This window comes from Streptomyces sp. NPDC104761 (genome assembly GCF_055583445.1).
The window spans coordinates 438305-460163 of record NZ_JBVJNZ010000001.1; the positions used below are offsets into that span (position 1 = coordinate 438305).

The 21859-nt window shown below is 72.8% G+C and carries 19 protein-coding genes; 8 read left to right on the forward strand and 11 right to left on the reverse strand.

Annotation, left to right across the window (positions count from 1 at the left end; genetic code table 11):
• Positions 1 to 60: 60 nt before the first annotated feature.
• The 4 genes from ACZ63F_RS02030 to ACZ63F_RS02045 form a co-directional block, all read right to left on the reverse strand.
• Positions 61 to 711, reverse strand: coding sequence for an NAD(P)-dependent oxidoreductase (locus tag ACZ63F_RS02030; RefSeq protein ID WP_469707799.1), 651 nt, complete (start codon positions 709 to 711; stop codon positions 61 to 63).
• A gap of 161 nt (positions 712 to 872) precedes the next feature.
• Positions 873 to 1094, reverse strand: coding sequence for a helix-turn-helix domain-containing protein (locus ACZ63F_RS02035; protein WP_388598878.1), 222 nt, complete (start codon positions 1092 to 1094; stop codon positions 873 to 875).
• Complete coding sequence (locus ACZ63F_RS02040) at positions 1094 to 1585, reverse strand: DUF2975 domain-containing protein (protein WP_469707801.1); 492 nt, start codon at positions 1583 to 1585, stop codon at positions 1094 to 1096. Before ACZ63F_RS02040 ends, ACZ63F_RS02035 begins: the two co-directional genes overlap by 1 nt.
• Before the next feature lie 132 nt (positions 1586 to 1717).
• A complete protein-coding gene (locus ACZ63F_RS02045) occupies positions 1718 to 1891 on the reverse strand; it encodes a hypothetical protein (protein ID WP_351955444.1) in 174 nt (57 codons plus the stop codon).
• Between the two features lie 335 nt (positions 1892 to 2226).
• Here ACZ63F_RS02045 and ACZ63F_RS02050 point away from each other — a divergent pair, with 335 nt between their 5' ends.
• Positions 2227 to 2412 carry a hypothetical protein gene (locus ACZ63F_RS02050; RefSeq protein WP_469707803.1) on the forward strand — a complete coding sequence of 62 codons (186 nt, stop codon included), beginning with the start codon at positions 2227 to 2229 and terminating at the stop codon, positions 2410 to 2412.
• 10 nt (positions 2413 to 2422) lie between these two features.
• Here ACZ63F_RS02050 and ACZ63F_RS02055 read toward each other — a convergent pair whose 3' ends face one another.
• The 3 genes from ACZ63F_RS02055 to ACZ63F_RS02065 form a co-directional block, all read right to left on the reverse strand.
• The gene (locus tag ACZ63F_RS02055) at positions 2423 to 3649 is read right to left on the reverse strand and encodes a glycoside hydrolase family 88 protein (protein WP_469707805.1); all 1227 of its coding nucleotides are present in this window, start codon (positions 3647 to 3649) and stop codon (positions 2423 to 2425) included.
• A 91-nt stretch (positions 3650 to 3740) separates the two neighbouring features.
• Positions 3741 to 4538 (reverse strand): alpha/beta fold hydrolase, encoded by a 798-nt coding sequence (locus ACZ63F_RS02060; RefSeq protein ID WP_469707807.1) that lies wholly within the window; start codon positions 4536 to 4538, stop codon positions 3741 to 3743.
• A 232-nt stretch (positions 4539 to 4770) separates the two neighbouring features.
• Positions 4771 to 5445: a DUF4097 family beta strand repeat-containing protein gene (locus ACZ63F_RS02065; protein WP_469707809.1), complete on the reverse strand. Its 675-nt coding sequence runs from the start codon at positions 5443 to 5445 to the stop codon at positions 4771 to 4773.
• A 236-nt stretch (positions 5446 to 5681) separates the two neighbouring features.
• On the opposite strand from ACZ63F_RS02065, the gene ACZ63F_RS02070 reads away from it, so the two are divergent.
• The 3 genes from ACZ63F_RS02070 to ACZ63F_RS02080 all read left to right on the forward strand — a co-directional run bounded on the left by ACZ63F_RS02070 (position 5682) and on the right by ACZ63F_RS02080 (position 9270).
• Positions 5682 to 6440, forward strand: a complete 759-nt coding sequence (locus ACZ63F_RS02070; protein ID WP_469707810.1) for a GbsR/MarR family transcriptional regulator — start codon at positions 5682 to 5684, stop codon at positions 6438 to 6440.
• 159 nt (positions 6441 to 6599) lie between these two features.
• On the forward strand, positions 6600 to 8018 hold the full coding sequence (locus ACZ63F_RS02075) for a lamin tail domain-containing protein (protein ID WP_469707812.1): 1419 nt from the start codon (positions 6600 to 6602) through the stop codon (positions 8016 to 8018).
• Positions 8019 to 8082: 64 nt separating this feature from the next.
• Positions 8083 to 9270 carry a hypothetical protein gene (locus tag ACZ63F_RS02080; protein ID WP_469707814.1) on the forward strand — a complete coding sequence of 396 codons (1188 nt, stop codon included), beginning with the start codon at positions 8083 to 8085 and terminating at the stop codon, positions 9268 to 9270.
• Here the strand turns inward: ACZ63F_RS02080 and ACZ63F_RS02085 are convergent, their stop codons facing one another.
• Positions 9271 to 9474, reverse strand: a complete 204-nt coding sequence (locus ACZ63F_RS02085) for a cupin domain-containing protein (protein WP_469707815.1) — start codon at positions 9472 to 9474, stop codon at positions 9271 to 9273. It lies immediately after the preceding gene.
• A 488-nt stretch (positions 9475 to 9962) separates the two neighbouring features.
• Between ACZ63F_RS02085 and ACZ63F_RS02090 the strand changes: the two genes are divergently transcribed.
• Entirely contained in the window at positions 9963 to 10988 is a 1026-nt protein-coding gene (locus ACZ63F_RS02090) for an alcohol dehydrogenase (RefSeq protein ID WP_469707817.1), read from the forward strand.
• Positions 10989 to 11165: 177 nt separating this feature from the next.
• Here the strand turns inward: ACZ63F_RS02090 and ACZ63F_RS02095 are convergent, their stop codons facing one another.
• Positions 11166 to 12797, reverse strand: a complete 1632-nt coding sequence (locus ACZ63F_RS02095) for a SpoIIE family protein phosphatase (RefSeq protein ID WP_469707819.1) — start codon at positions 12795 to 12797, stop codon at positions 11166 to 11168.
• Between the two features lie 547 nt (positions 12798 to 13344).
• Between ACZ63F_RS02095 and ACZ63F_RS02100 the strand changes: the two genes are divergently transcribed.
• Complete coding sequence (locus ACZ63F_RS02100) at positions 13345 to 17361, forward strand: molybdopterin-dependent oxidoreductase (RefSeq protein WP_469709291.1); 4017 nt, start codon at positions 13345 to 13347, stop codon at positions 17359 to 17361.
• 3 nt (positions 17362 to 17364) lie between these two features.
• Here ACZ63F_RS02100 and ACZ63F_RS02105 read toward each other — a convergent pair whose 3' ends face one another.
• Positions 17365 to 18429: a helix-turn-helix domain-containing protein gene (locus ACZ63F_RS02105; protein WP_469707821.1), complete on the reverse strand. Its 1065-nt coding sequence runs from the start codon at positions 18427 to 18429 to the stop codon at positions 17365 to 17367.
• Positions 18430 to 18588: 159 nt separating this feature from the next.
• On the opposite strand from ACZ63F_RS02105, the gene ACZ63F_RS02110 reads away from it, so the two are divergent.
• Both ACZ63F_RS02110 and ACZ63F_RS02115 read left to right on the forward strand, forming a co-directional pair.
• Complete coding sequence (locus ACZ63F_RS02110) at positions 18589 to 18753, forward strand: hypothetical protein (protein ID WP_469707823.1); 165 nt, start codon at positions 18589 to 18591, stop codon at positions 18751 to 18753.
• Positions 18754 to 18908: 155 nt separating this feature from the next.
• Positions 18909 to 20594: a right-handed parallel beta-helix repeat-containing protein gene (locus ACZ63F_RS02115; protein WP_469707825.1), complete on the forward strand. Its 1686-nt coding sequence runs from the start codon at positions 18909 to 18911 to the stop codon at positions 20592 to 20594.
• Positions 20595 to 20873: 279 nt separating this feature from the next.
• Here ACZ63F_RS02115 and ACZ63F_RS02120 read toward each other — a convergent pair whose 3' ends face one another.
• Positions 20874 to 21848, reverse strand: coding sequence for an alpha/beta hydrolase (locus tag ACZ63F_RS02120; protein WP_469707827.1), 975 nt, complete (start codon positions 21846 to 21848; stop codon positions 20874 to 20876).
• Positions 21849 to 21859 lie beyond the last annotated feature (11 nt).

Below are 21859 nucleotides of genomic sequence, written 5' to 3' on the forward strand. Positions count from 1 at the left end.
CAGGGTGCCCGAGGGGTTTGTCCGGTGCCGTGTTCACTCGAGTGGGCGAAGGGTGCGGGTTCAGTAGCCGACGGTGAAGCGCTCGCCGATGTGCCGTGGCTGTTCGATCTCGTCGAGCAGGGCGACGGCGTAGTCCTCGGCGGAGATGCGGCTGCTGCCGTCTTCGGCGATGAGCAGGTCTTCCTTGGCGATGCGATAGACGCCTGTCCGCTCGCCCGGCTCGATCGTCGCGGAGGGGCTGAGGCTCGTCCACCTCACATCGCTGACGGTGCGGCAGAAGTCCAGGGCGTCGCCGTGGGCGTGCATGATCTGGAGCAGGAACTCCGGCAGGCCCTCAGCGTCCCAGACCTGCCTGCCGTCCGGCGTGCGCAGGGAGCCGGCGCCGCCGACCAGGACGAGCCGTGGTGCCGGTTCCCCCAGGCTGCGGATGCCGGCGACCAGGGATTCGACGCTGGGCCTGATGGTGGCGATGTGGCCCGGCCCGTCGCCTCCGCCGACCGCGCTGACCACGACGTCCTGCCCCTCGGCCGCCTCGGCGACGGACCGGGGATCCAGAACGTCGCCGGTGACCACGGTCAGTCCGGGGTCGTCCCGGGTGAGCTTCGCCGGGTCGCGTACGACCGCAGTGACCAGGTGGCCGCGACGGAGCGCCTCGTCCAGGATGCGGGATCCGATGGTGCCGGTGGCACCGAACAGGGCGATCTTGGACATGCGAATGAATCTCCACTTCCCGTCGGCCGTCTCCGGGTTCGCAGATTACCGAGACCTTTCATGACAAACGTGCGGTGTCGGGCCGATCCCGGCGATCTGCGTTCATTCGGTCCAGTGGTGAGCGGTCCAGCGGTGCCGCGCTGCTGTGGTCCACGTCCGCGTCAGTCGGCGGCCGCCTCCCCGGCCTCCCAGCGCAGCAGGTCGCCCGGCTGGCACTCGAGTACCTCGCACAGTGCGGCAAGGGTCGCGAAGCGCACCGCCTTGGCGCGGCCGTTCTTGAGTACCGCGAGGTTGGCGGGCGTGATCCCCACGCGGTCGGCCAGTTCGCCCACGGACATCTTCCGCTTGGCCAGCATCACGTCGATGTCGACGGCGATCGGCATCAGATCACCTGGTCCAACTCGGCCTGCATCTGCGTCGCTTCGACGTCACGGGCGACGGCCTGGACGAGCAGCATCCGCAGCACGAGCACGATGAGCGCGACCCCGAGGACGGCCACGCCGATCCCGCCCATGATGACGGTGACACCCGGGTCGTCCCGCTGGCCCGGCGCGTTGACGGCCGTGACCGTGAACCACAGGAGGGCGGCCGCCACGATCGCGCCGATCACGCCGTCCACGTACCGGAAGGCGGCGTGGGAGAACACGGTTCCGCGCCGCACCATCGTCACCAGCCGCCATACGCAGACCAGTGCGACCTGGACCGAGACCATGCCCAGGATCGTGATCACGCGCAGTGCGGTCAGCGGGAGCGTCCCGTCCTCCGGGTCGTTCCCGCTCACCAACGTCCAGACCATCAGTGCCTGTATGAGCCCGGTGCCGGTGAGCACCAGGGTGAGTACGGCGCGCAGCGTACGCACTGCCAGCTTTCCCATGACCTGCCCCTCCATCGAATTGCGATGGAAATCTATCGAGTATCGATAGGTCTCGCAAGAGCAAGAGCACGAGCACGAGGTGGAGGCGATGGTGTCCGTCTGCTCCGCAGCGACGCGGTCATGGACGCGCGGTCAGCGGCGGCTCCGGTACGACCGGGCCGTGCCGATCCCCGCCACGTGCAGGGCCAGGGCGGTCAGCCCCAGCAGCATGACGTTCGTGGAGGTGAACGTGTCATTGGTGCTGATGTCCGCCGCGTTGATCAGGAAGGCGATGAAGAACAGGACTGCTGCGACGATGCCGGCCATGAGCGGGCTCCTCTCGAAGGGTGAAATCCCGTATGCCCGCACATCACCTCCACAAGCCCGTCGCCGGGCGACCACGGGGGTGCGTCGGTCGCCGTGGGGCGCCTGCGTGGGCGGATGGCCGTGCGCGGGCGGTGGGACGCGGTCGGGAGCGCCGGTTGTTTCGGGTGATACCCGGTCATTTCCCTTGTGGATTTCTCAATTCGGCGCGACAACCGTGGAAGGCGGTCAGAATGTGGCGGTGAGGCCGGTGGTGTGGGGCGTCGGCTGTCGCGTGCTGTGAAAAGGGAGTTCCGTCTTCGGGCAACGGCGTACGCTCCGCGTCGAAGGAGGGTGCCATGGCCGCTCACGCGAAAGCGATCCCGATCTGGTGGCTGGCCGCGATGGCCGCCCTGACCACGGCGGTCATCGCGGTCGTCCTCGTCGTGCAGGCCGACTCGGGAGAAGCGTCCCCGCCCCCGCCCTCTCCCCTCACCGCACCGCCGGCGAACGCTCCCGGGGCGGCGACGAACACCGCCCCCTAGGGGCGTGCCGTCAGACCGTCGAGAGGTCGATCGCGCGGTCCAGGTCGTGGGGCCGCAGGACGCGCAGGATCGCTTCGAGGAGGTAGTAGTCGGCGTAGGGGAGGGAGATCTCGACGCCGTCCTCGGCGGGGCGGTTGCGGGTGCAGCGGGCCACGACGGCCTCGGCGCGGGCGGAGTGGGTGGTGAGGCAGGTCGCGCACAGGGCGCCGAGGATGCGCAGCGCGGTGGTGCGGTAGGACGGGTGGCCCGAGGCGGCGGCCAGGTCGAGCAGCCCGCAGGCCATGACGGCCCCGGCGGAGGCGTCCTTGACGTCGTACGGCTGCTGCGGTGCCCGGTAGTCCCAGACGGGTACGTGGTCCGGGCCGAGGGCCTTGACCGCGTAGTCGGCGAGTGTGCGGGCGGTGGCGAGGAACCGGTGGTCGCCGGTGCGGCGGTACATCGTGGTGAAGCCGTAGATGCCCCAGGCCTGTCCGCGGGCCCAGCAGGAGGTGGGGCTGTAACCCTGGACGGTGTTCGGGCCGACGGGGGCGCCGGTGGCGGGGTCGAGGTCGTAGGCGTGCGGGGTGGAGCCGTCCGGTCGCGGGAAGAGGCGCTGCGTGGTCTGCGCGTGTCCGACGGCCGCGTCCATGAACGCGCTCTCGCCGGTCTCCCGGGCGGCGAAGACGAGCAGGTCGAGGTTCATCATCGTGTCGATGATCATGCGCCCCGCGTTGTCGGAGGTGCCCAGCGCACCCCAGGCCCGCAGGTAGCGGCCACGGGGGTTGTAGCGCTGGAGCAGTGAGCGGGCCGCCTGGACGGCGCCGTCCCGCCAGGACGGGTCGCCGGTCAGCCGCCAGGCGGTGACCCAGGACGGGGTGAACAGGAAGCCCAGGTCGTGTGTGCCGGTGTCGTACCGGCGGGGGGCGAGCTTCGCGGCCGATGCCAGGGCGAGGGTGCGCAGGCTGTCGTCGCCGCTGTGGAGCCAGCTCATCCAGAGGACGCCGGGCCAGAATCCGCCGACCCAGTCGCCGTTCTGGGAGTAGACCCACTTCTCGAACTTCGTCCCCACGGGGAAGGCGGTCACCCCGGGCGCGACGGCACGCACCTTCGCGACCGCGTAGTCCGCCGCGCCTCGCAGCACCGCCTCCGTCGCCGCCGGCACCCGGCCGGTGAGCGCCTGAGCGGACTGAGGTACGGCCGCGTACGCCACCGCGGCGCCGCCTCCGGTGGCCAGCACGGCCCTGCGGGACATGTGCATGGGTGCCTTCCTCTCCAACTGAACCGGTGAGCGGGGGAGTTGAAGGAGTCTCGCATGTGACGGCGTCGGCGTATATACATGTGCGCAAGGTTCAGATATGTGAAGGACCTTCGTGGGGCGGGCGGTCGTTGCCCAGGCCGGCGACCTCTCGTACGGCCTCGGCGACGGCCGGGAACCCCTTCCGCAGGATCGCCCCGTGGTTGGCGGCGACCTTCGCGGCGACGGCGATGTTCGGGTTCCGGGCGGTCGCCGCGTCGAGGCCGGTGCGTATCCGTTCCTGCTCGTCACCGCGGCTGCCGAAGGACGTCCCCGAGGCGACCACGTACCGCACGGGCACGCTGATGCCGTCCAGTACCGGGCCCAGTTCGCGCTCCCGGGAGAGTCTGCCGAGCTCGATGTTGCTCTCCGCCATCTCCGTGGGGGTCATCCGCGGGACCAGGCCCGTCGGGCGCAGCGGCGGCGTGAACCGGCCCAGCCGCCTGAACAGCTGCCGGATCCGTACCTCCATGGCCTCGTCGAGCCAGTCGTACGGGAACGCGCCGTCCACCAGGACCGCGCCCAGGGCACGCTCCGGATTCCGGCCGGCCCAGTGCGCCGCGACGACCGCGCCGTAGGACCAGCCCACCACCAGCGCCCGGTCCACCCCTCTGGCCGCGAGGACGGCGTCGACGTCCCGGACCGCGGCCTCGAAGGAGTAGTCCGCGGAGCGCTGCGACTTCCTGCCGCGAGCCCGCTCGTCGTAGGTGATGTGCCGCCATCCCGGGCCCAGTTCGGCGACGATCCGCCGCCAGTACCCCTGCGTGGCGAACTGGCCGTTGAGGTAGACCACCGGGACACCCGGGCCGCCGGTGTCGGTGACGGCCAGGGCCGTGTCGTCCACCGGGACCATACCGGTCCACTCTGTGCCCGCCTTTACGGATGCACTGTCCTTCCCGGTTGCTCTGTCCCTTCCTGTCGTTCCCGTCGTTCCCGTCGTTCCCGTCCTTCCGGTCGTTCCGGTCGAGGCGGTGCCGTTCGTCGTCATGTCTCAGTTCCCCCTGCTGGTCGTGTGAGAGCGGCTGGTGCGGTTTCCCCGAGGGGCCCGGCGTGCGGGACGCCGGGCCCCTCGGGCGGACGGTCGATCAGCCCGCCTGGAGGCTGCGGGCGGTGATGTCGCCGCGGGACGTGGTGGCGCGGATGTCGAGTTCGGTGGTGCCGTCGTTCTTGAGGGCGTTGCTGACGCGGCCGTGGCCGGTGCCGGCGTCGAGGGTTGCCGACACTCCGGTGGCGGCGGTGACCGAGATGTCGCCGTCCTGGGTGCGCAGGACGACCGTGCCGCTGGTCGCCTCGTTGATCCGGATGTCGCCCCGGGCGGTGCTGATCTCCGCGGGGCCACCCAGCCGGCCGACCTCGACGTCGCCGTCGGTCGCGGTGAGGCGGAGGCTCGTGGCCTCGTCGATCTTGATGCTGCGGTACGCGCCGTCGAAGACGACGTCGCCGAGGCGTCCGACCCCGCGCAGCTCGGTGCTGGCCGCCTTCGCCTCGACGCCGGAGCCGGCGGGCAGCTGGACGGTGACCTCCACCGAGCCGGAGGGGCCGAAGAGCTGGTTGCCGGGGGTCCCGGCCGTGATCCGCAGGACGCCGTCGGAGTAGGAGACGGCGGTCTGCTCCGCCGCCTTGACGTCGCGGCTCCTGGCGGGGTCGGCGGGCAGGACCTCGACCGTGGTGTCGGCGCGGTCCGCTGCGATGAACTGGACGCGTCCGGCGGGGATGGCCAGGACGGCGGAGATCGGGGCGGGGGTGTCGAACTTCTGCATCGTGGTCTCCCGTTGGCGTTCCTTGTTTCTGACAACGGAAACGCTACGTTGCTTTCCAGGTTGCGACAACAGATTCGTTGCGTAAGAAACGCATAACTGCACGTCAAGCTGCTAAAACTGTTGCAACTGATCTGAAGGTAATGCAACGCAAGCTCATCGATCGTTGCAATGAATTGAGAGCGAACGCTATCCTCGGGGGGGCGGGACCGTCCCGCGGGAACAGTCAGGAGACCGTGATGCCGGGAGGCAGGCTCAGTCAGCAGGAACGCCAGCAGATCGCGCTGGGGCTGGCCGACGGCCTCCCCTACGCCGAGATCGCCCGCCGCATCGACCGGCCGACCTCGACGGTCACGCGTGAGGTGATGCGCAACGGCGGTCCCACCGCCTACCGCGCCGACCTGGCCCACCGCGCCACCGAGCGCCGCGCGCACCGGCGCCGGCCCGCCTCTTCCCGGGGGCCCGGGGTGGTGCCCCAGCCGCACGGACGGGACGCCGAGGCCGTGGCCGAGTACGAGGAGACGCTCACCACCGTCTTCATGCAGTCGGGTACGCCCAAGATGATGGCCCGGGTGCTGGCCTGTCTCTGCATCAGCGACGCGGCCGGCCTCACCGCGTCCGAACTCGTGCAGCGGCTCCAGGTCAGTCCGGCGTCCGTCTCGAAGGCGGTCGCCTTCCTCGAGGAGCAGGGGCTGGTCCGCCGGGAGCGCGACGAACGCCGCCGCGAGAGCTACTTCGTCGACGACGACGTCTGGTACCAGTCGATGATGGCCAGCGCGCGCGGCACCGCCCAGATCGCCGAGACCGCACGTCAGGGCGTCGGCATCCTCGGCGCGCGCACCCCGGCCGCCAACCGTCTGGAGAACATCGCACGGTTTCTCGACTTCGTCAGCGAGAGCATCGCCCGCGCCGCCGAACAGGCCCGTGAAGTCCTGCACAGCAAACCCGCGACGACCGCCGCCGACGACACCGGCCGGCCGGGCCCCGGCCCCGCGTAGACGCGCGGCCGGGCGGCGGAGTTCGCCGGTGTGCCCGGTCGATCCCGGCGGTTCGCTCACCGAGCGTTCACGACCCCCTCACCTGCGCGAAGGCGGCCGTTCGGGCTGCGCCGGAAAGGTCCTGGCGGCCTGTCACAAACCAACCCCAGGACGGATTTCGTGACCGAATCACGTGCTCGCCGGTGGCGCCGCAGCCTCCGTGTTCTGCTGGTCGCCGTCGCCGGACCGACGCTCGCCGTCGGCGCCCTGACGGCGTCCCCCGCCCACGCGGCGGCGGCGGACGACATCCGGATCAACGAGGTGGTGACCACCGGGAGCGTCAACGACTCCGTGGAGCTCTACAACAAGGGCACCGCCACGGTGGACCTCTCCGGCTGGATCCTCCGGGACGACAACGACAGCTCCACGTACGCGATAGCCTCCGGGACCACCCTTGCGCCCGGCGGTTTCGTCGCCTTCGACGTGCACAACGCCTTCGGCCTGGGCTCCGACGACGAGGCGCGCCTCTACCTCGCGGACGGCACCACCCTGGTCGACAGCTTCAGCTGGACCCAGCACTCCGACCCGTCGTGGTCGCGCTGCCCCGACGGCACCGGCGCCTTCGGCTCCGCCGCGCTGACGCTCGGTGCCGCCAACGACTGCGGCTCCGGCGGCATGTCGGCGACCGCATGGCCGGGCGGCAGCTCGATCGCCACCGCCGACACCAAGAACGCCTTCGGCTCCGACATGAGCGGCCTCTACCAGGAGGGGAGCGTGTTGTGGGCGGCGCAGAACAGCGGCAAGCTGTGGCGGCTGGTGCCCAACGGCTCCACCGCCTGGAAGGCCGACACCACCAACGGCTGGACGTCCGGCAAGACGCTCAGGTTCCCGGGCGGTTCGGGCACGCCCGACGACGAGGGCGTCACGCTGACCGGCTCCGGTTCCGGCGGCGGCGTGTACGTGGCGAGTGAGCGCAACGCGGACTCGTCCGGCACCAGCAGGCTCTCCGTCCTCAAGTACGACGTGAGCGGCACCGCCACCACCCTCTCCGCCGCCACCGAGTGGAACCTGACCTCCGACCTGCCGTCGGTGGGCGCCAACCTCGGCCTGGAGGGCATCACCTGGGTCCCGGACGCCACCCTGACCGCCGCCGGCTTCAAGGATGCCTCGACCGGCGCCGCCTACAACCCGGCGAACTACGGCTCGCACACCGGCGGGGTGTTCTTCGTCGCTGTCGAGGGCACCGGCATGATCTACGGCTACGTCCTCGAGGACGGCGGCACCTTCACCCGGGTGGCGTCGGTCAGCAGCGGCATGGCCGGTGTCATGGAGCTCCAGTGGGAGCCGCAGGCGTCCCGCCTCTGGGCGGTCTGCGACGACACCTGCTCCGGCCGGCACCGCACCCTGCAGATCAACTCGTCCGGCGTGTTCGCCACCACGGCCGTCTACAACCGGCCGTCCGGCATGGACAACTTCAACAACGAGGGCTTCGCCGTCTCCGGCTCCGGCGCGTGCAGCGGCGGCACCAAGCCGGTGTGGTGGTCCGACGACAGCAACGACAGCGGTCACGCGCTGCGCAGGGGCACCGTCACCTGCTGACGCCCTGCCGGGCCGCCCGGGCCGCGCTGTATCGTACGCGCGGCATCACACGCACCACCGGAACATGCGTCAACTCCCTTACCGGCACGTCGACTTCACCGACGTGCCGGTTCCTTTCGCCGCCCCCGGAGGAACCGTGGCAACCAGCCGCCCCCACCGTTTCCGTGCGCCTCTGACCCGACGCAGATCCCTCGCCGTGACGGCCGCCCTCGCCGCCGTCTGCGGTGCCGGCCTCACCCAGCCGACCGCGGCCCACGCGGACGCCGCCGCCGACCGCGCCGCCCTCGCCCAGTGGTGGGCGCCGGTCAACTTCCAGGACGTCGACTCCACCGGCGAGACCGCGCTCGGCGGCAAGTCCGACTACATCACGTCCTACGACTACGACGGTGACCTCAACGGCCGCAACAACTGGGAGAACACCAGCCAGTTCCCGCTCGCGGCGCACGTCTACTACTCGGTCGTGCAGACCCCGTCCTTCTCCTACCTGCTGTACACGTACTTCCACCCGCGCGACTGGTCGGACGGTGTCCTCGACAACTACCAGGAGGATCTCACCGAGCACGAGAACGACGCCGAGGGCGTGCTGGTCGTCGTGGCCAACGACGGCTCCGCGCACGGCCAGTTGAAGGCGGCGGTCACCGTCGCGCACAGCAACTTCTACTCCTGGGTGCCCGCCGGCAGCGACTTCACCAGCGGCCAGGAGAGCGTTGACGGCACCCTGAAGCTCCAGGGCGACCCGCACGACGACGGCCACGGCCGTCCGTTCACCACCCAGCAGCCCAACACCCACGCCGCGTGGGCCGAGGGCTACCTGTCCCAGGAGCGCAGCCAGTACGCGAGCGGCGACGGCATCGTCTACTACCCCGGCGCGACCGCCGAGGTGCCGTCCGGCTCCAACGACCGCGACGTGCAGTACACCCTGACCGACGTCTTCGCGGCGAACGGCATGTGGGCGAACCGCACCCTCACCACGTTGTTCGCGACCACGAACAACTTCGCCGGCGACGACAGCTCCAACCCCTACGGCGCCAAGTGCGGCGCGGGCGGTGTCCTCGGCCCGGCCAACGGCGCCTGCGACACCGACGCGGCCAACCCGCCGTGGGCCTGGGACGACGGCGACGACCTGCCCGGCCGGGGGTACCTCGCCACCAACCCCGCCGAACTCGTCTGGGACTACTTCGACTGGCCCGGCAAGCCCTCCGCGCCGGACCTCGCCTACACCTGGGACCAGTACAACGGCATCACCTCCTGATCAGGCGCCCGGCCCGCCCTGCAGCACGGTGGGACTGATCTGCCGCAGCTGAGGCAGCGTGGTGACCATGTGGGCGACCACACGTTCGCTGAGGCAGACGTGGCGGTGGGGGATGTCCCCGGGGAACTGGGCGAAGTCCCCCGCCGCCAGCTCGACCGGTTCGGTGACCGGGCCGGTGCGCAGTTCGCCGGACCGGCCGGCCACGGCCGGCTTCCACCTGCGCCGGGGAAGGGGTGACGGTGGACGTACGCCTGGAGCGGAGTGCCGCGGGACGCGTATCCGGCCGGCGCTCGCGACCTGGAGGTACGGGTGGGCGCCGGCCGCCCGGACGGGCTGCTCCCGGCGCCGCTGTGGAGCCTCACGGCGGCGGTCCTGGCCGCCGATCCGCACTGCCGGCGGGTGGTCCTCGCCGTGCGCGTCGCCGACCGGGCGGAAGCACGGCCGCTGAGTCCGCCCACGTCGAGCTCACGTTCCTGGAGCACGCCCACGACCAGGCCTTCGTCGGCATCGGCACGAAGGCCACCCGGGCGCTGGTGCTGCCCTGGCTGCGGAAGTACGTCGGGAGCTGACCGCCGGAGGCGGGGGCGGCGGCGTCGGGCGGGGCTCGACGCGCGCGATCGGTCCGGAACTGGTGTGCTGGGAGAGGGGGGCTTCGGACCCCTACCCGTCGTACCCGTTCCCGGAGAAGACGCATGAGTACCTACCGAGTCGCGCAGGTGGCCGCCCTGGGCGGGCCGTTCGAGATCGTCGAGCGGGACGTGCCGAGGCCGGGCCCCGGTCATGTACGGATCGCCGTGGAGGCCTGCGGCATCTGCCACAGCGACACCTTCTTCGTCACCGCCGCACTGCCCGGTGTCACGTTCCCGGTGGTGCCCGGCCACGAGATCGCCGGGCGGATCGAGGAGCTCGGCGAGGGCATCGAGGACTGGGGCTGGCGGATCGGCGACCGCGTGGGAGTCGGCTGGTTCGGCGGCAGCTGCGGCCACTGCAAGCCCTGCCGCCAGGGTGACTTCATCGTCTGCGAGAACCTGAAGGTGCCCGGCTGGACCTACGACGGCGGCTTCGGCCAGCAGGTGATCGCGCCGGTCGACGCCCTGGCCCGCATCCCCGACGGGCTGACCTCGGCCGACGCGGCGCCGCTCGGCTGCGCGGGCGTGACCACCTTCAACGGCCTGCGGCGCAGCCCGGCCGAGCCCGGTGACCTGGTCGCCGTCGTCGGCCTCGGCGGCCTCGGTCACCTCGGCGTGAAGTACGCGGTGGCCATGGGCTTCGAGACGGTGGCCATCGCCCGCGGCGCCGAGAAGGCGGACCTCGCGAAGCAGCTCGGCGCTCACCACTACGTCGACTCCACGACCGAGACCCCGGTCGCGGAGGCCCTGCAGTCGCTCGGCGGCGCCAAGGCCGTGCTCGCCACCGCGGGCAACTCCCGGGCGATCTCGGCGGCCGTGGACGGGCTGGGACCCCGGGGCGAGCTGGTGGTGATCGGCATCGACCCCGAGCCGCTCGGGATCAGTCCGCTCCAGCTGCTCACGGCCGCGCGGGAGATCCGCGGCCATCCGTCCGGCACCGCGCAGGACGTGCAGGACACCATGGAGTTCAGCGCCCTGCACGGGATCCGCCCGACGATCGAGACCGTACCGCTGGAGCAGGCGGACGAGGCGTACCAGAAGATGCTCACCGGGGCCGCGCGCTTCCGCATGGTCCTCACCTACGACTGAGACCCGCGGTCGACTTGCGGCCGACGCCACGAAGGCCTTACCGGGGGGGCACCCACGGCCCCACCCGCTCGTACACGGGGAGGCCGGCGGCCCGGTCCGGACGCCTCCGCACGGTGACGAGGCACGCCCAGAGGTGCGCCGCACGGCGGGTGCGCGCCCCGGCTCACCGGCGTGCGCTCAGCCGCGTACCGCGCGGGCCGCGAGCAGTGCGATGTCGTCCTCGGAACCGGCGGCGAGGTGCGCGAGGACCGTGTCGACGATCTTGTCCAGCGGATCGGTGGGGGACAGCGACAGCCCCGTCAGCCGGGCCAGACCGCGGTCGATGTCCTCGCCGCGCCGCTCCACGAGACCGTCCGTGTACAGGAGCAGCACCCCGCCGCTCTCCGGGGCGACGCCCTGCTCGTAGCGCCCGATTCCGCTGCCCAGCGGCGGGCCGACCGGCACCGGGACCAGTTGCATCTCGCCCTCCGGGGTGAGCCAGACCGGCGGCAGGTGGCCGGCGCTCGCATAGGTGAGCGTGGCGACGTCCGGGTCACCGAGCGCGAGGAAGCAGGTGGCCACCCGCTCGAAGCCGGAGTCGGCGACCATGCGGTCCGCGTGCTGGAGGATGCGGCGCGGCGAGAGCCCCGCGAGGGCCAGCGCGCGCAGCGTCGAACGGTAGTGGCTCATCGCCACCGCCGCGTCCACCCCGTGGCCCATCACGTCCCCGATGACCAGCATCGTCCGGCCGTCGGGCAGCGCCAGGACGTCGTACCAGTCGCCGCCGATCATCGAGCCGTCGTCGGCGGGCCGGTAGCGGGCCGTGGTCTCCACACCTCCGTGCTGCCGCAACTGGCCGGGCTCGGTGAGCAGGGCCCGCTGCAGCTCCAGGGCCATGGTGTGCTCGCGTTCGAAGCGGACCGCGCGGTCCAGGGCGCGGGCGGCGCGGGCGGCGAGTTCGCGGGCCACCGTGGCGTCCTCGTTCGAGAACGGCGCGGAGTCCCCGGCCCGGGCCAGCAGCAGGATGCCGAGCACCCGGCCGTCCGCGACCAGCGGGGCGAGGAGCACCGAGTGGACCCGGGCGGTCAGACACGCCTGGGCGGGCGCCCAGCGCGGGACCAGTGACCGCCACTGCGCCGCGGTGATCGCGTTGCGCCGCCAGATCCGGCCGGCCGCCAGGTTCCGCCGGGTCCCGGTGCCGCGCGGCCAGCCGACCAGCTCGCCGCGCGCGTCGAGGGCCGCGAGACCGGTGACCAGCCCGGGACGGGTGGCGTACGCCGCGAGCCGGGTCGGCGTCCGCCGCGCGGGCACGGTGTCCGGCGGACTGAGCTCCACCCCGGCCGCGTCCGCGAGTTCCGGTACGACGAACTCCGCCAGCTCCCGGCAGGTCCCGGCGACATCGGTGCCGGTGCCGATCCGGGACGCGGCCGAGTCCAGCAGCGCGAGGCGCCGGTGGGCGCGCTCCAGCTCGTACACGTACTGCTGCGGCTCGCTGATCTCCAGGCCCACCGCGGCCACACCCACCACCCGGCCCGTGCCGTCCACGAGCCGGTGGTAGACGCACCGCCACTCCCGGACCTGGTACGGCGAGTCCACCCAGGTGCGGCCGGTGACGACGGCCTCGCGGGGCCGTCCGTCGCGGATGACGTCCCGCAGTACCTGGTCGGGGCGCTTGAGGTGGGGCAGCACCTCGCGCTGGGTGCGGCCCAGGTAGGCCGCGGCGGGCACGCCCGTGGCCCGGGCCATGTGCGGGTTGACGTAGAGGTAGCGCAGATCGGTGCCGAGCACGGCGAAGCCCACGGCCGCGTCCTCGACGATGCCGCGGAGCATGTCGACGTAGCCGATGCCGGCGGGGGGTGCGTCCGCATCGGCCGGAGCCGGTGTGCCCCGCGCGAGGGGCGCGACCGGCGCCTTCGGGGCATCCCGAGCGCCCGGTGACCCCGGTGTGTCCCGTGCGGTCGCTCCCGTCGGTCCGGTCGCTCCCGTGGGTGCCGTGGGTGTCGTCGGTGCGACCGGCGGTGCCGGTGCGGCCCGTCCTCGTGAGGAGGTGCTCCTGTCCACCCGGTCCTCCTCGCCTGCCCCCTCCCTCGGCCGCCCTCATCGTGCAACAGGTCCCGGCACGGCGCATCCCGGGACCGCTCCGGCCGGCATCGCGGGCGCCGTCGCTCACATCGCCGGGACCGCGACTGTGCGGCGGCCTTAACCCCCGTTGATCGGGAGCGGTGACGCCGGTGTAATCAGCCGTACCTACCGTCGGGACCGGACGGAAGAGGCTGACCAGCAGGAACAGGGGGCGCCCGTGGCCGCGCCGGACTCGCGCAGCACCGACACCGGCAGGGTGCGGACCGTCTGCTCGTACTGCGGGGTCGGCTGCGGCATGGTCCTGGACATCGGCAGGGGCCCGGACGGCCGCCGTACCGTCCTGAAGGCGTCCGGCGACAAGGAGCACCCGGCGAACTTCGGCCGGCTCTGCACGAAGGGCGCCACCACCGCCGACATGCTCGCCGCGCCCGGCCGGCTGACCACCGCCCTGCTGCGGCCCGAGCGGGGCGCGGAGGCGGTGCCGTCGGCCGTGGACGCGGCGGTCGCCGAGACCGCGCGGCGGCTGCGGGCGATCGTCGACGAGCACGGCCCGGACGCGGTCGCCCTCTACGTCTCCGGTCAGATGAGCCTGGAGGCCCAGTACCTCGCCAACAAGCTCACCAAGGGGTGGCTGCGCACCAACAACATCGAGTCCAACTCCCGGCTGTGCATGGCCAGCGCCGGCACCGGCTACAAGCTCTCGCTCGGCGCCGACGGCCCCCCCGGCTCGTACCAGGACCTCGACCGGGCGGACGTCTTCCTGGTCATAGGCGCCAACATGGCCGACTGCCACCCCGTCCTCTTCCTGCGTCTGATGGACCGGGTGAAGGCGGGCGCGAAGCTGATCGTCGTCGACCCGCGCCGCACCGCCACCGCGGCCAAGGCCGACCTGTTCCTCCAGGTCAGACCCGGCACCGACCTCGCCCTCCTCAACGGCCTGCTCCACCTGCTCCACGAGAACGGGCACACCGACCCCGGCTTCATCGCCGCGTACACCGAGGGCTGGGAGGCGATGCCGGAGTTCCTCGCCGGCTACCCGCCCGCCACCGTCGCCGACATCACCGGCATCCCCGAGGCCGACCTGCGCGCGGCCGCCCGGCTGATCGGCGAGGCGGGGGAGTGGACCAGCTGCTGGACCATGGGCCTCAACCAGTCCACGCACGGCACGTGGAACACCAACGCCCTGGTCAACCTGCACCTGGCGACCGGGAAGATCTGCCGCCCCGGCAGCGGCCCGCTCTCCCTCACCGGCCAGCCCAATGCCATGGGCGGCCGCGAAATGGGTTACATGGGACCGGGGCTGCCCGGCCAGCGGTCGGTCCTCGTCGACGCCGACCGGGCGTTCGCCGAGGAGCAGTGGGGGCTGGCGCCCGGGGCCATCCGCGCCGACGGCGTCGGCAAGGGCACCGTCGAGATGTTCCGGAAGATGGCCGACGGCGAGATCAAGGCCTGCTGGATCATCTGCACCAACCCGGTCGCCTCCGTCGCCAACCGCAGGACCGTCATCGAGGGCCTGGAGGCCGCCGAGTTCGTCGTCACCCAGGACGCCTTCACCGACACCGAGACCAACGCCTATGCGGACGTCGTCCTGCCCGCCGCCCTGTGGACCGAGACCGAGGGCGTCCTCGTCAACAGCGAGCGCAACCTCACCCTCGCCCGCCCGGCCGCCGACCCGCCCGGCGAGGCCACCGCCGACTGGCGGCTGATCGCCGGTGTGGCCCGCGCGATGGGGTACGAGGAGGGCTTCTCCTACGACAGCGCGGAGGAGGTCTTCGAGGAGATCAAGCGCTTCCACAACCCGCAGACCGGCTACGACCTGCGGGGCGTGACCTACGACCGGCTGCGCGCCGCCCCCGTCCAGTGGCCGGCCGCCACCGCCGACGGCCCCGACCGCAACCCCGTCCGGTACCTCGGCCCCGACGGTTCCCTCACCTTCGCCACCGCCTCCGGGCGCGCCGTCTTCCACGCCAGGCCGCACCTGGACCCCGCCGAGATGCCCGACGACGACTACCCGTTCGTCCTGAACACCGGCCGACTCCAGCACCAGTGGCACACCCTGACCAAGACCGCGAAGGTCGCCAAGCTGAACCGGCTCAACCCCGGCCCGTTCGTCGAGGTCCACCCCGAGGACGCGGCCGCGCTCGGTCTCGCCGACGGCGACTCCGTGGAGGTCGCCTCACGGCGCGGCCGTGCGGTGCTGCCCGCGGTCGTCACCGACCGGGTGCTGGCCGGAACCTGCTTCGCGCCCTTCCACTGGAACGACCTGTTCGGCGAGTACCTCAGCGTCAACGCGGTGACCAGCGACGCGGTGGACCCCCTGTCGTTCCAGCCCGAGCTGAAGGTGTGCGCGGTGTCGCTGACCAAGGTGGCCACGCCGGTGAGCGTGCAGGTGCCCGGCGCGCAGGAGACCCCGGCCGTCGTCGACGTACCCGTTGCCGCCGCCGCGCCCACGGCGGTGCCGCCGCCCTCCGCCGCCTCGGTGTTCGGCCTCGACCCCGCCCCGCCGCCGGTCCTCACCGCGACCGAACGGCAGTACCTGCTCGGTTTCCTCGCCGGCGTCCCGGTCGGCGCCCCGGGCATCCCGGTGCTGCCGCCGGACGCGCCGTTCAGCCCCGAGCACGCCCTGTGGGTCAACGGCACCCTCGCCGGCATGTACTCCCGGTCCGCCGCGACCCCGGCCCCCCTGCCCACGCCCGGCCGCCAGGTGGTGGTCCTGTGGGCCTCGCAGACCGGCAACGCCGAGGACTTCGCCGCCACCGCCGCCGAGCGCCTCACCGCGGGCGGCCACGCGGCCTCCCTCGTCGCCATGGACCAGGCCGACCCGTCCGCCCTGCCCACGGGCGCCGACCTGCTCCTGATCACCAGCACCTTCGGCGACGGCGACGCCCCCGACAACGGCGCCGGTTTCTGGGACGGCCTCGCCGCCCTCGACGCCGGGCGCCTCGAAGGCCGCCGGTACGCCGTGCTGGCCTTCGGCGACTCCAGTTACGACGACTTCTGCGGGCACGGGCGCCGCCTGGACAGCCGGATGGACGAGCTCGGCGCGGTCCGGATCACGCCGCGCACCGACTGCGAGCCGGACTACGAGACGCAGGCGGAGGCCTGGCTGGACCAGGTGCTCTCCGCCCTCAAGGACGAGCCCCCGTCTGCCGCCGCGACGGATTCCGCCCCCGGGCCCGCCAGGTCCCGGCGCCCGGCCCCCACCACCGCCCGGCTCGTCGGCAACCGGCTGCTCAGCCTGCCCGGCGCCGGAAAGGAGGTCCGCCGCTTCACCTTCGACACCCGCGACGGCGAGACCCCACTGGTCTACGAGGCGGGCGACGCACTCGGCGTCCGTCCCCTCAACTCCGCCGACCTGGTGGCGGAATGGCTGGACCTCACCCGTCTCGACGCCGCAACCGCCGTGGAGGTGAACGGAGTCGGTGAGATCCCCCTCGCCGAGGCCTTCGCCCGCCACCTGGACATCACCCGCGTCACCCCCGACCTGCTCCGCTTCGCCGCCGAACGCACCCGTGACCCACGGGAGTTGCGCAAGCTGCTGCGCCCCGACAACAAGGACGAGCTGGCCAAGTGGTCCTGGGGCCGCCAGGCGGCCGACGTCGTCGCCGAGTTCGGGATCCGGGCCGGCGCCCAGGAGTGGGCGGACGTCCTCGGCAGGCTCCAGCCCCGCCTGTACTCCATCTCGTCCAGCCCGCTGACCGACCCCCACCAGGTCTCGCTCACCGTCTCCGTCGTCCGCTACGAGAACCTGCACGGCCGGCCCCGGCAGGGCGTCTGCTCGCCGTTCCTCGCGGACGCCGAACCCGGCACGCCGGTCCCGGTGCACGTCCAGCGCTCCCCGCACTTCCGGCCGCCGGCCGACCCGGCGACCCCCATGGTCATGGTCGGCCCCGGCACCGGCGTGGCGCCGTTCGTCGGCTTTCTGGAGGAACGCCGCGCCCGCGGCCACCGCGCCCCCAACTGGCTGTTCTTCGGCGAACAGCACCGGGCCACCGACTTCTACTACGAGCAGGAGCTCACCGCCCTGCTCGCCGACGGCACCCTGAGCCGCCTCGACACCGCCTTCTCCCGCGACCAGCGTGCCAAGGTCTACGTCCAGGACCGGATGCGCGAACACGGCCCGCTGCTGTGGTCCTGGCTTCAGGACGGCGCCCACTTCTACGTCTGCGGCGACGCCTCCCGGATGGCCAAGGACGTCGACCGGGCCCTGAAGGACATCGCCGCCGTGCACGGCGGACTGACCGAGGACGAGGCGACGGCGTACGTCAAACAGCTGGCCGCGGACCGGCGTTACGTCCGGGACGTCTACTGACCCCTACCGGCTGTCCATCAGGTGGTGCATGGTGAGGGCGAGTTGCAGCCGGAACCGGCCCTGCGGAGTGCGCACCGGCCAGCCGAGCAGATGCTCGGCGTGCGTCAACCGGTCCTGGAGCGTGGAGTGATGGACGTTGATGCCGGCGGCCGCCGCCCGCAGGCTCCCCGTCGACGCGACCGCGTGCAGCGTGCGCAGCATCCAGGGCGCGTCCGCCGCGGCGGCCCGCACCGCGCGGACGTCCGGCGCCGGTTCCGCCCCGGGTACGACGAGATCGGCGAGCAGCGCGACCCCGCCCAGGTCGTCGGCGTGCACGACAGGTGGGCCGCCGGGCTCCCGCGCGCCACCGTCGGAGGTGAACCGCAGCGCGGTACGGGCCGCCGCCCAGGACTCGGGGAGGTCCGCGACGGCGACCGCCGTGCCCACGCCCGCACGTCCCCCCGGCACCGCCGGTGGCACGCCGTCGACCACGCCCCGGGGCAACCCGTCCAGCGCGCTTCGGGCCGGGCCGTCGGCGACGATCCGGGGTGGTCCACCGGCCACCGCCACCGCCCGGAAGCGCGCCGCCGGGTCGGCGGTGTCCAGGCCGAGCCTGCGGGCCGCGTGCAGCCGGGCCGGTAGCGGGGCGCCGGCGTCCAAAACGGTCTCGACCAGCGCGGGGTCGTCCACCGGCGGTCCCGGAGCCCGCCCCCGGGTGCGGTCGAGCACGGACCGCACGGCCGCCGAGGCCCGCTCCAGGATCACCGCGTCGACGACGCTCGGCCCTTCGGCCCCGGCCCGCTCGAGCCACAGCGCCGGCGGCCCGCCCGGCACCAACGGCGTACCCGGCCACCCGGGCCTGGGCGCGCCCACCACGTCCGTCCGCCGGCCGTCCGGCTCCACCCGCATCCGGACCCGCCGCTCCTCGTCCGCCAGCCGCGCCGGGCACCCGGCGAGCACGGCGGCACCGCGCACCAGCGCCTCCAGACCGGCCCGGGTCTCGGCCAGCCGGTCGAAGTAGGCGATGACCGCGACGGCGGCCCCGGCATCCGGGTCCACCGCGGCCAGCCGCCCCGCCAGCTCTTTCATACGGCCATGATGCGCCATCCAACGCTCCGGCGAGCAGAGCCCGGCACGGCAGGCAACCCGCGGGTGCCCCCGCCCCTCCCAGCGGTTCGTCCTCAACGGCAGACCGCCTAACTGGTCTGCGACGTGGCCCAGTGCGGCTTCTGCCAGGCCGGCCAGATCATGGCTTCTGCCAGGCCGGCCAGATCATGGCGGCCGCCGCCCTCCTCGAACGCACCCCGCGGCCCGGCGGACGCCGACATCGTCGCCATCGAGAACGTCTGCCGCTGCGGCACCTGCTCCAGGATCAGGGAGGCGATCAAGAAGGCTTCGGCGAAAGGGGGTTGAGCCCGGCCCCGCTCCGCCTCCCTCCGGTGCGTGAACGGCGACCAAAGATGCCGAGGCATGGACCAAGGACGCCCGGGCACAGACGATCGGCCGACGCGCCCGCAACCACACCCGCCCGACGATGGGGTCCATCCGACGAGCGGGAGGCACGAGACATGAGGACTGCACGGGGGAGTGCGGCCGCCGCCCTGGCCGTGGCGGCCGCACTGGCATCGACGGCCGGCGCGCCGGCCCCGCACCACCCACCCACCACCCAGCTCTACGTGGCCCCCTGGGGCGACGACCACGGGCCCGGCACCCTCGACCGCCCCTTCGCCACCCCGGCCCGCGCCCAGCGCGCGGTTCGGGCCGTCGCCCCGCGCATGACCTCGGACGTCACGGTGAACCTGCGCGCCGGCACCTACCGCCTCACCTCCCCCCTTCGCCTGACCTCCGCCGACTCCGGCCGCAACGGCCACCGGGTGGTCTACCAGGCGTACGGCTACGGCACCGCACACCAGGAACCGGTCACGCTCAGCGGCGGGCGGCCGGTCACCGGCTGGCGCCACGCCCCCGGCCGCCCCGGCGTCTGGCAGGCCGACGTGGGCAGCCTGGAGACCCGCCAGCTCTACGTCGACGGCCACCGGGCCCCACGCGCGTCCCTCGGCGCACCCCTGCCCGGCTCACTCACCCCGACCGCCACCGGCTACACCACGACGAGCAGGCTGCCCCTGTCCTGGCACCGCCCCGCCGACCTCGAAGTCGTCTACCGGTACGACTACGCGGAAGGCCGCTGCGGCGTGAAGGCGGTCTCCGTATCCGCGACCACCCCCGCCAGGACCACGATCACCATGGACCAGCCCTGCTGGCGGCTGGCCCGGACCCTCTACGGTGCGGACGCCCTCACCCGGACCCACGACGTCGAGAACGCCCCCGACTTCCTCACCCGGGCCGGCACCTGGTACCTGGACCGCTCCCGCCCCGGCCACCACACCCTCCTCTACCGCCCCCGCGCGGGCGAGGACATGACCCGCACCGAGGCCATCGCCCCCACCCTGCAGACCCTGCTCAGCGGCACCGGGACCGCTGCCTCCCGCCCGCTCCACGACCTCACCCTCCGCGGCCTGACCTTCGCCCACGCCACCTGGCTGGCACCGAACGGACCGGCCGGGTTCGCCGCCGCCTGGAGCATGTACATGCATCCGGGCCAGGGCGGCGACATCACCGCCCTCACCGTCCCCGGCAACGTCACCTTCCGGTACACCGACCGCATCACCCTCACCGGCAACCGCTTCGTCCACCTCGGCGCCCAGGGCCTCGCCCTCACCGCCGGCACCTCGCACACCACGGTCACCGGCAACGTCCTCACGGACATCTCCGACGGCGGCATCACACTGGGCGTCCTGCCACCGGCCACCCGCGGCACGAACGCGGGCAACCGGATCACGGACAACTGGATCCACCACATCGGCGCCGAGTACCGGGCCGCCTCCGCCGTCTGGAACAGCGCCACCCAGGACACCCTCATCGCCCACAACCAGGTCGACCACGTCCCGTACACCGGCATCCTCTCCGGCCCCAGCGAGGACCTGCGCGGCCTGACCCGCCGCACCCGCGTCCTCGGCAACCGGGTGTTCGCCACCAACCGCCTGCTGGCCGACGGCGGCGGCATCTACCTGCGCGGCGACCAGGGCCCCTCCTACGCCGACGGCGCCCTGGTCGCCGGCAACGCCGTCACCGACAGCCCGGGCGCCGTCTGGAACGTCGGCATCTACACGGACGACACCAGCAACCGCGTCACCGTCCGCGACAACGTCGTCCACGACTACGTCGCCTCCATCGGCGGCTGCAGCGAGAACTGAGCACCCGCCCCGTCCGCAACATCCGCTACACCGGCAACTACTGGGACGACAAGGTCCCCACCTGGCTCGCCCGCCGCCCCTACCCGGGCGCCTGGCCCCCCGCACCCGACTGCGGCGACCCCCAGCACCTCCACTTCACCTCCAACACCCTCCTCACCCCGACCACCCCCTGCCCCACCCACCCGACCTGCACCGCCATCACGGCCGCCGCCGGCCCCCGGCCGCCGTACCGCGGCCAACTGGGCCTGGGCCCGCGCTGACCGCGGGCCCGACCGGTTCTCAGCGCGCCAGCACCCGCCGCAGCCAGTCCATGTGTGCCGCCCGTGCCGACCGGGACACGGCGGCCTGGGGGGCGAAGCCGTCGAAGCCGTGGAAGCCGCCGGGCCAGACGTGGAGTTCGGCGACGCCGCCGCACTGCCAGATGCGGGAGGCGTAGGCGACGGTCTCGTCGCGGAAGGTCTCGGCGGAGCCGACGTCGAGGAAGGCCGGGGGGAGGTTCGTGAGGTCGGTGGCGCGGGCCGGGGCCGCGTAGGGGGAGACGTCGGGTCCGCCCCGGCGCTCGCCGAGCAGGGCGGTCCAGCCGGTCTCGTTGGAGGTGTGGTCCCAGAGGCCGACGCCCTTCATCTGGTGGCTGGAGGGGGTGTCGTTGCGGTCGTCGAGCATCGGGCAGAGCAGCATCTGGCCGATGACGGAGGGACCCTGACGGTCCCTCAGGAGAAGTGCCAGCGCCGCCGTGAGGCCGCCGCCCGCGCTGGCACCCGCGATCACGATCCGTTCCGGGTCGCCGCCGATCTCCTTCGCGTGCTCCGCGGTCCACAACAGGCCCGCGTACACGTCCTCGACCGGTGCGGGGTGCGGATGCTCGGGCGCCAGCCGGTACTCCACCGACACCACCACCGCGCCCAGCTCCTTCGCCCAGGCCAGCGGGGCGTCCACGCCCACCCGGTTGTTGCCGAGCACCATGCCGCCGCCGTGCACGTGGTAGATCACCGGCAGCGGACCGGAGGCTGCCGGGGCGACCGGGCGGCAGACCAGGAGCGAGATCTCGGGGGCGTCCGCGGGGCCGGGGACCGTACGGTCCTCCACGTCGAACGCGCCGTCCATCGTGAGGTCCAGCTCGGCCAGGAGCTGTATCCCCGGGCCCTGCCGGATCTCGGTGATGTCCGCCATCGTGAACGACGGAGAGATCGCGTCCTTGATCAGCTCCAGGGCGGCGGCGAGTTCGGGGTCGAACGGGGGCGGTACGGCGGTCATCGCGGCTCCTC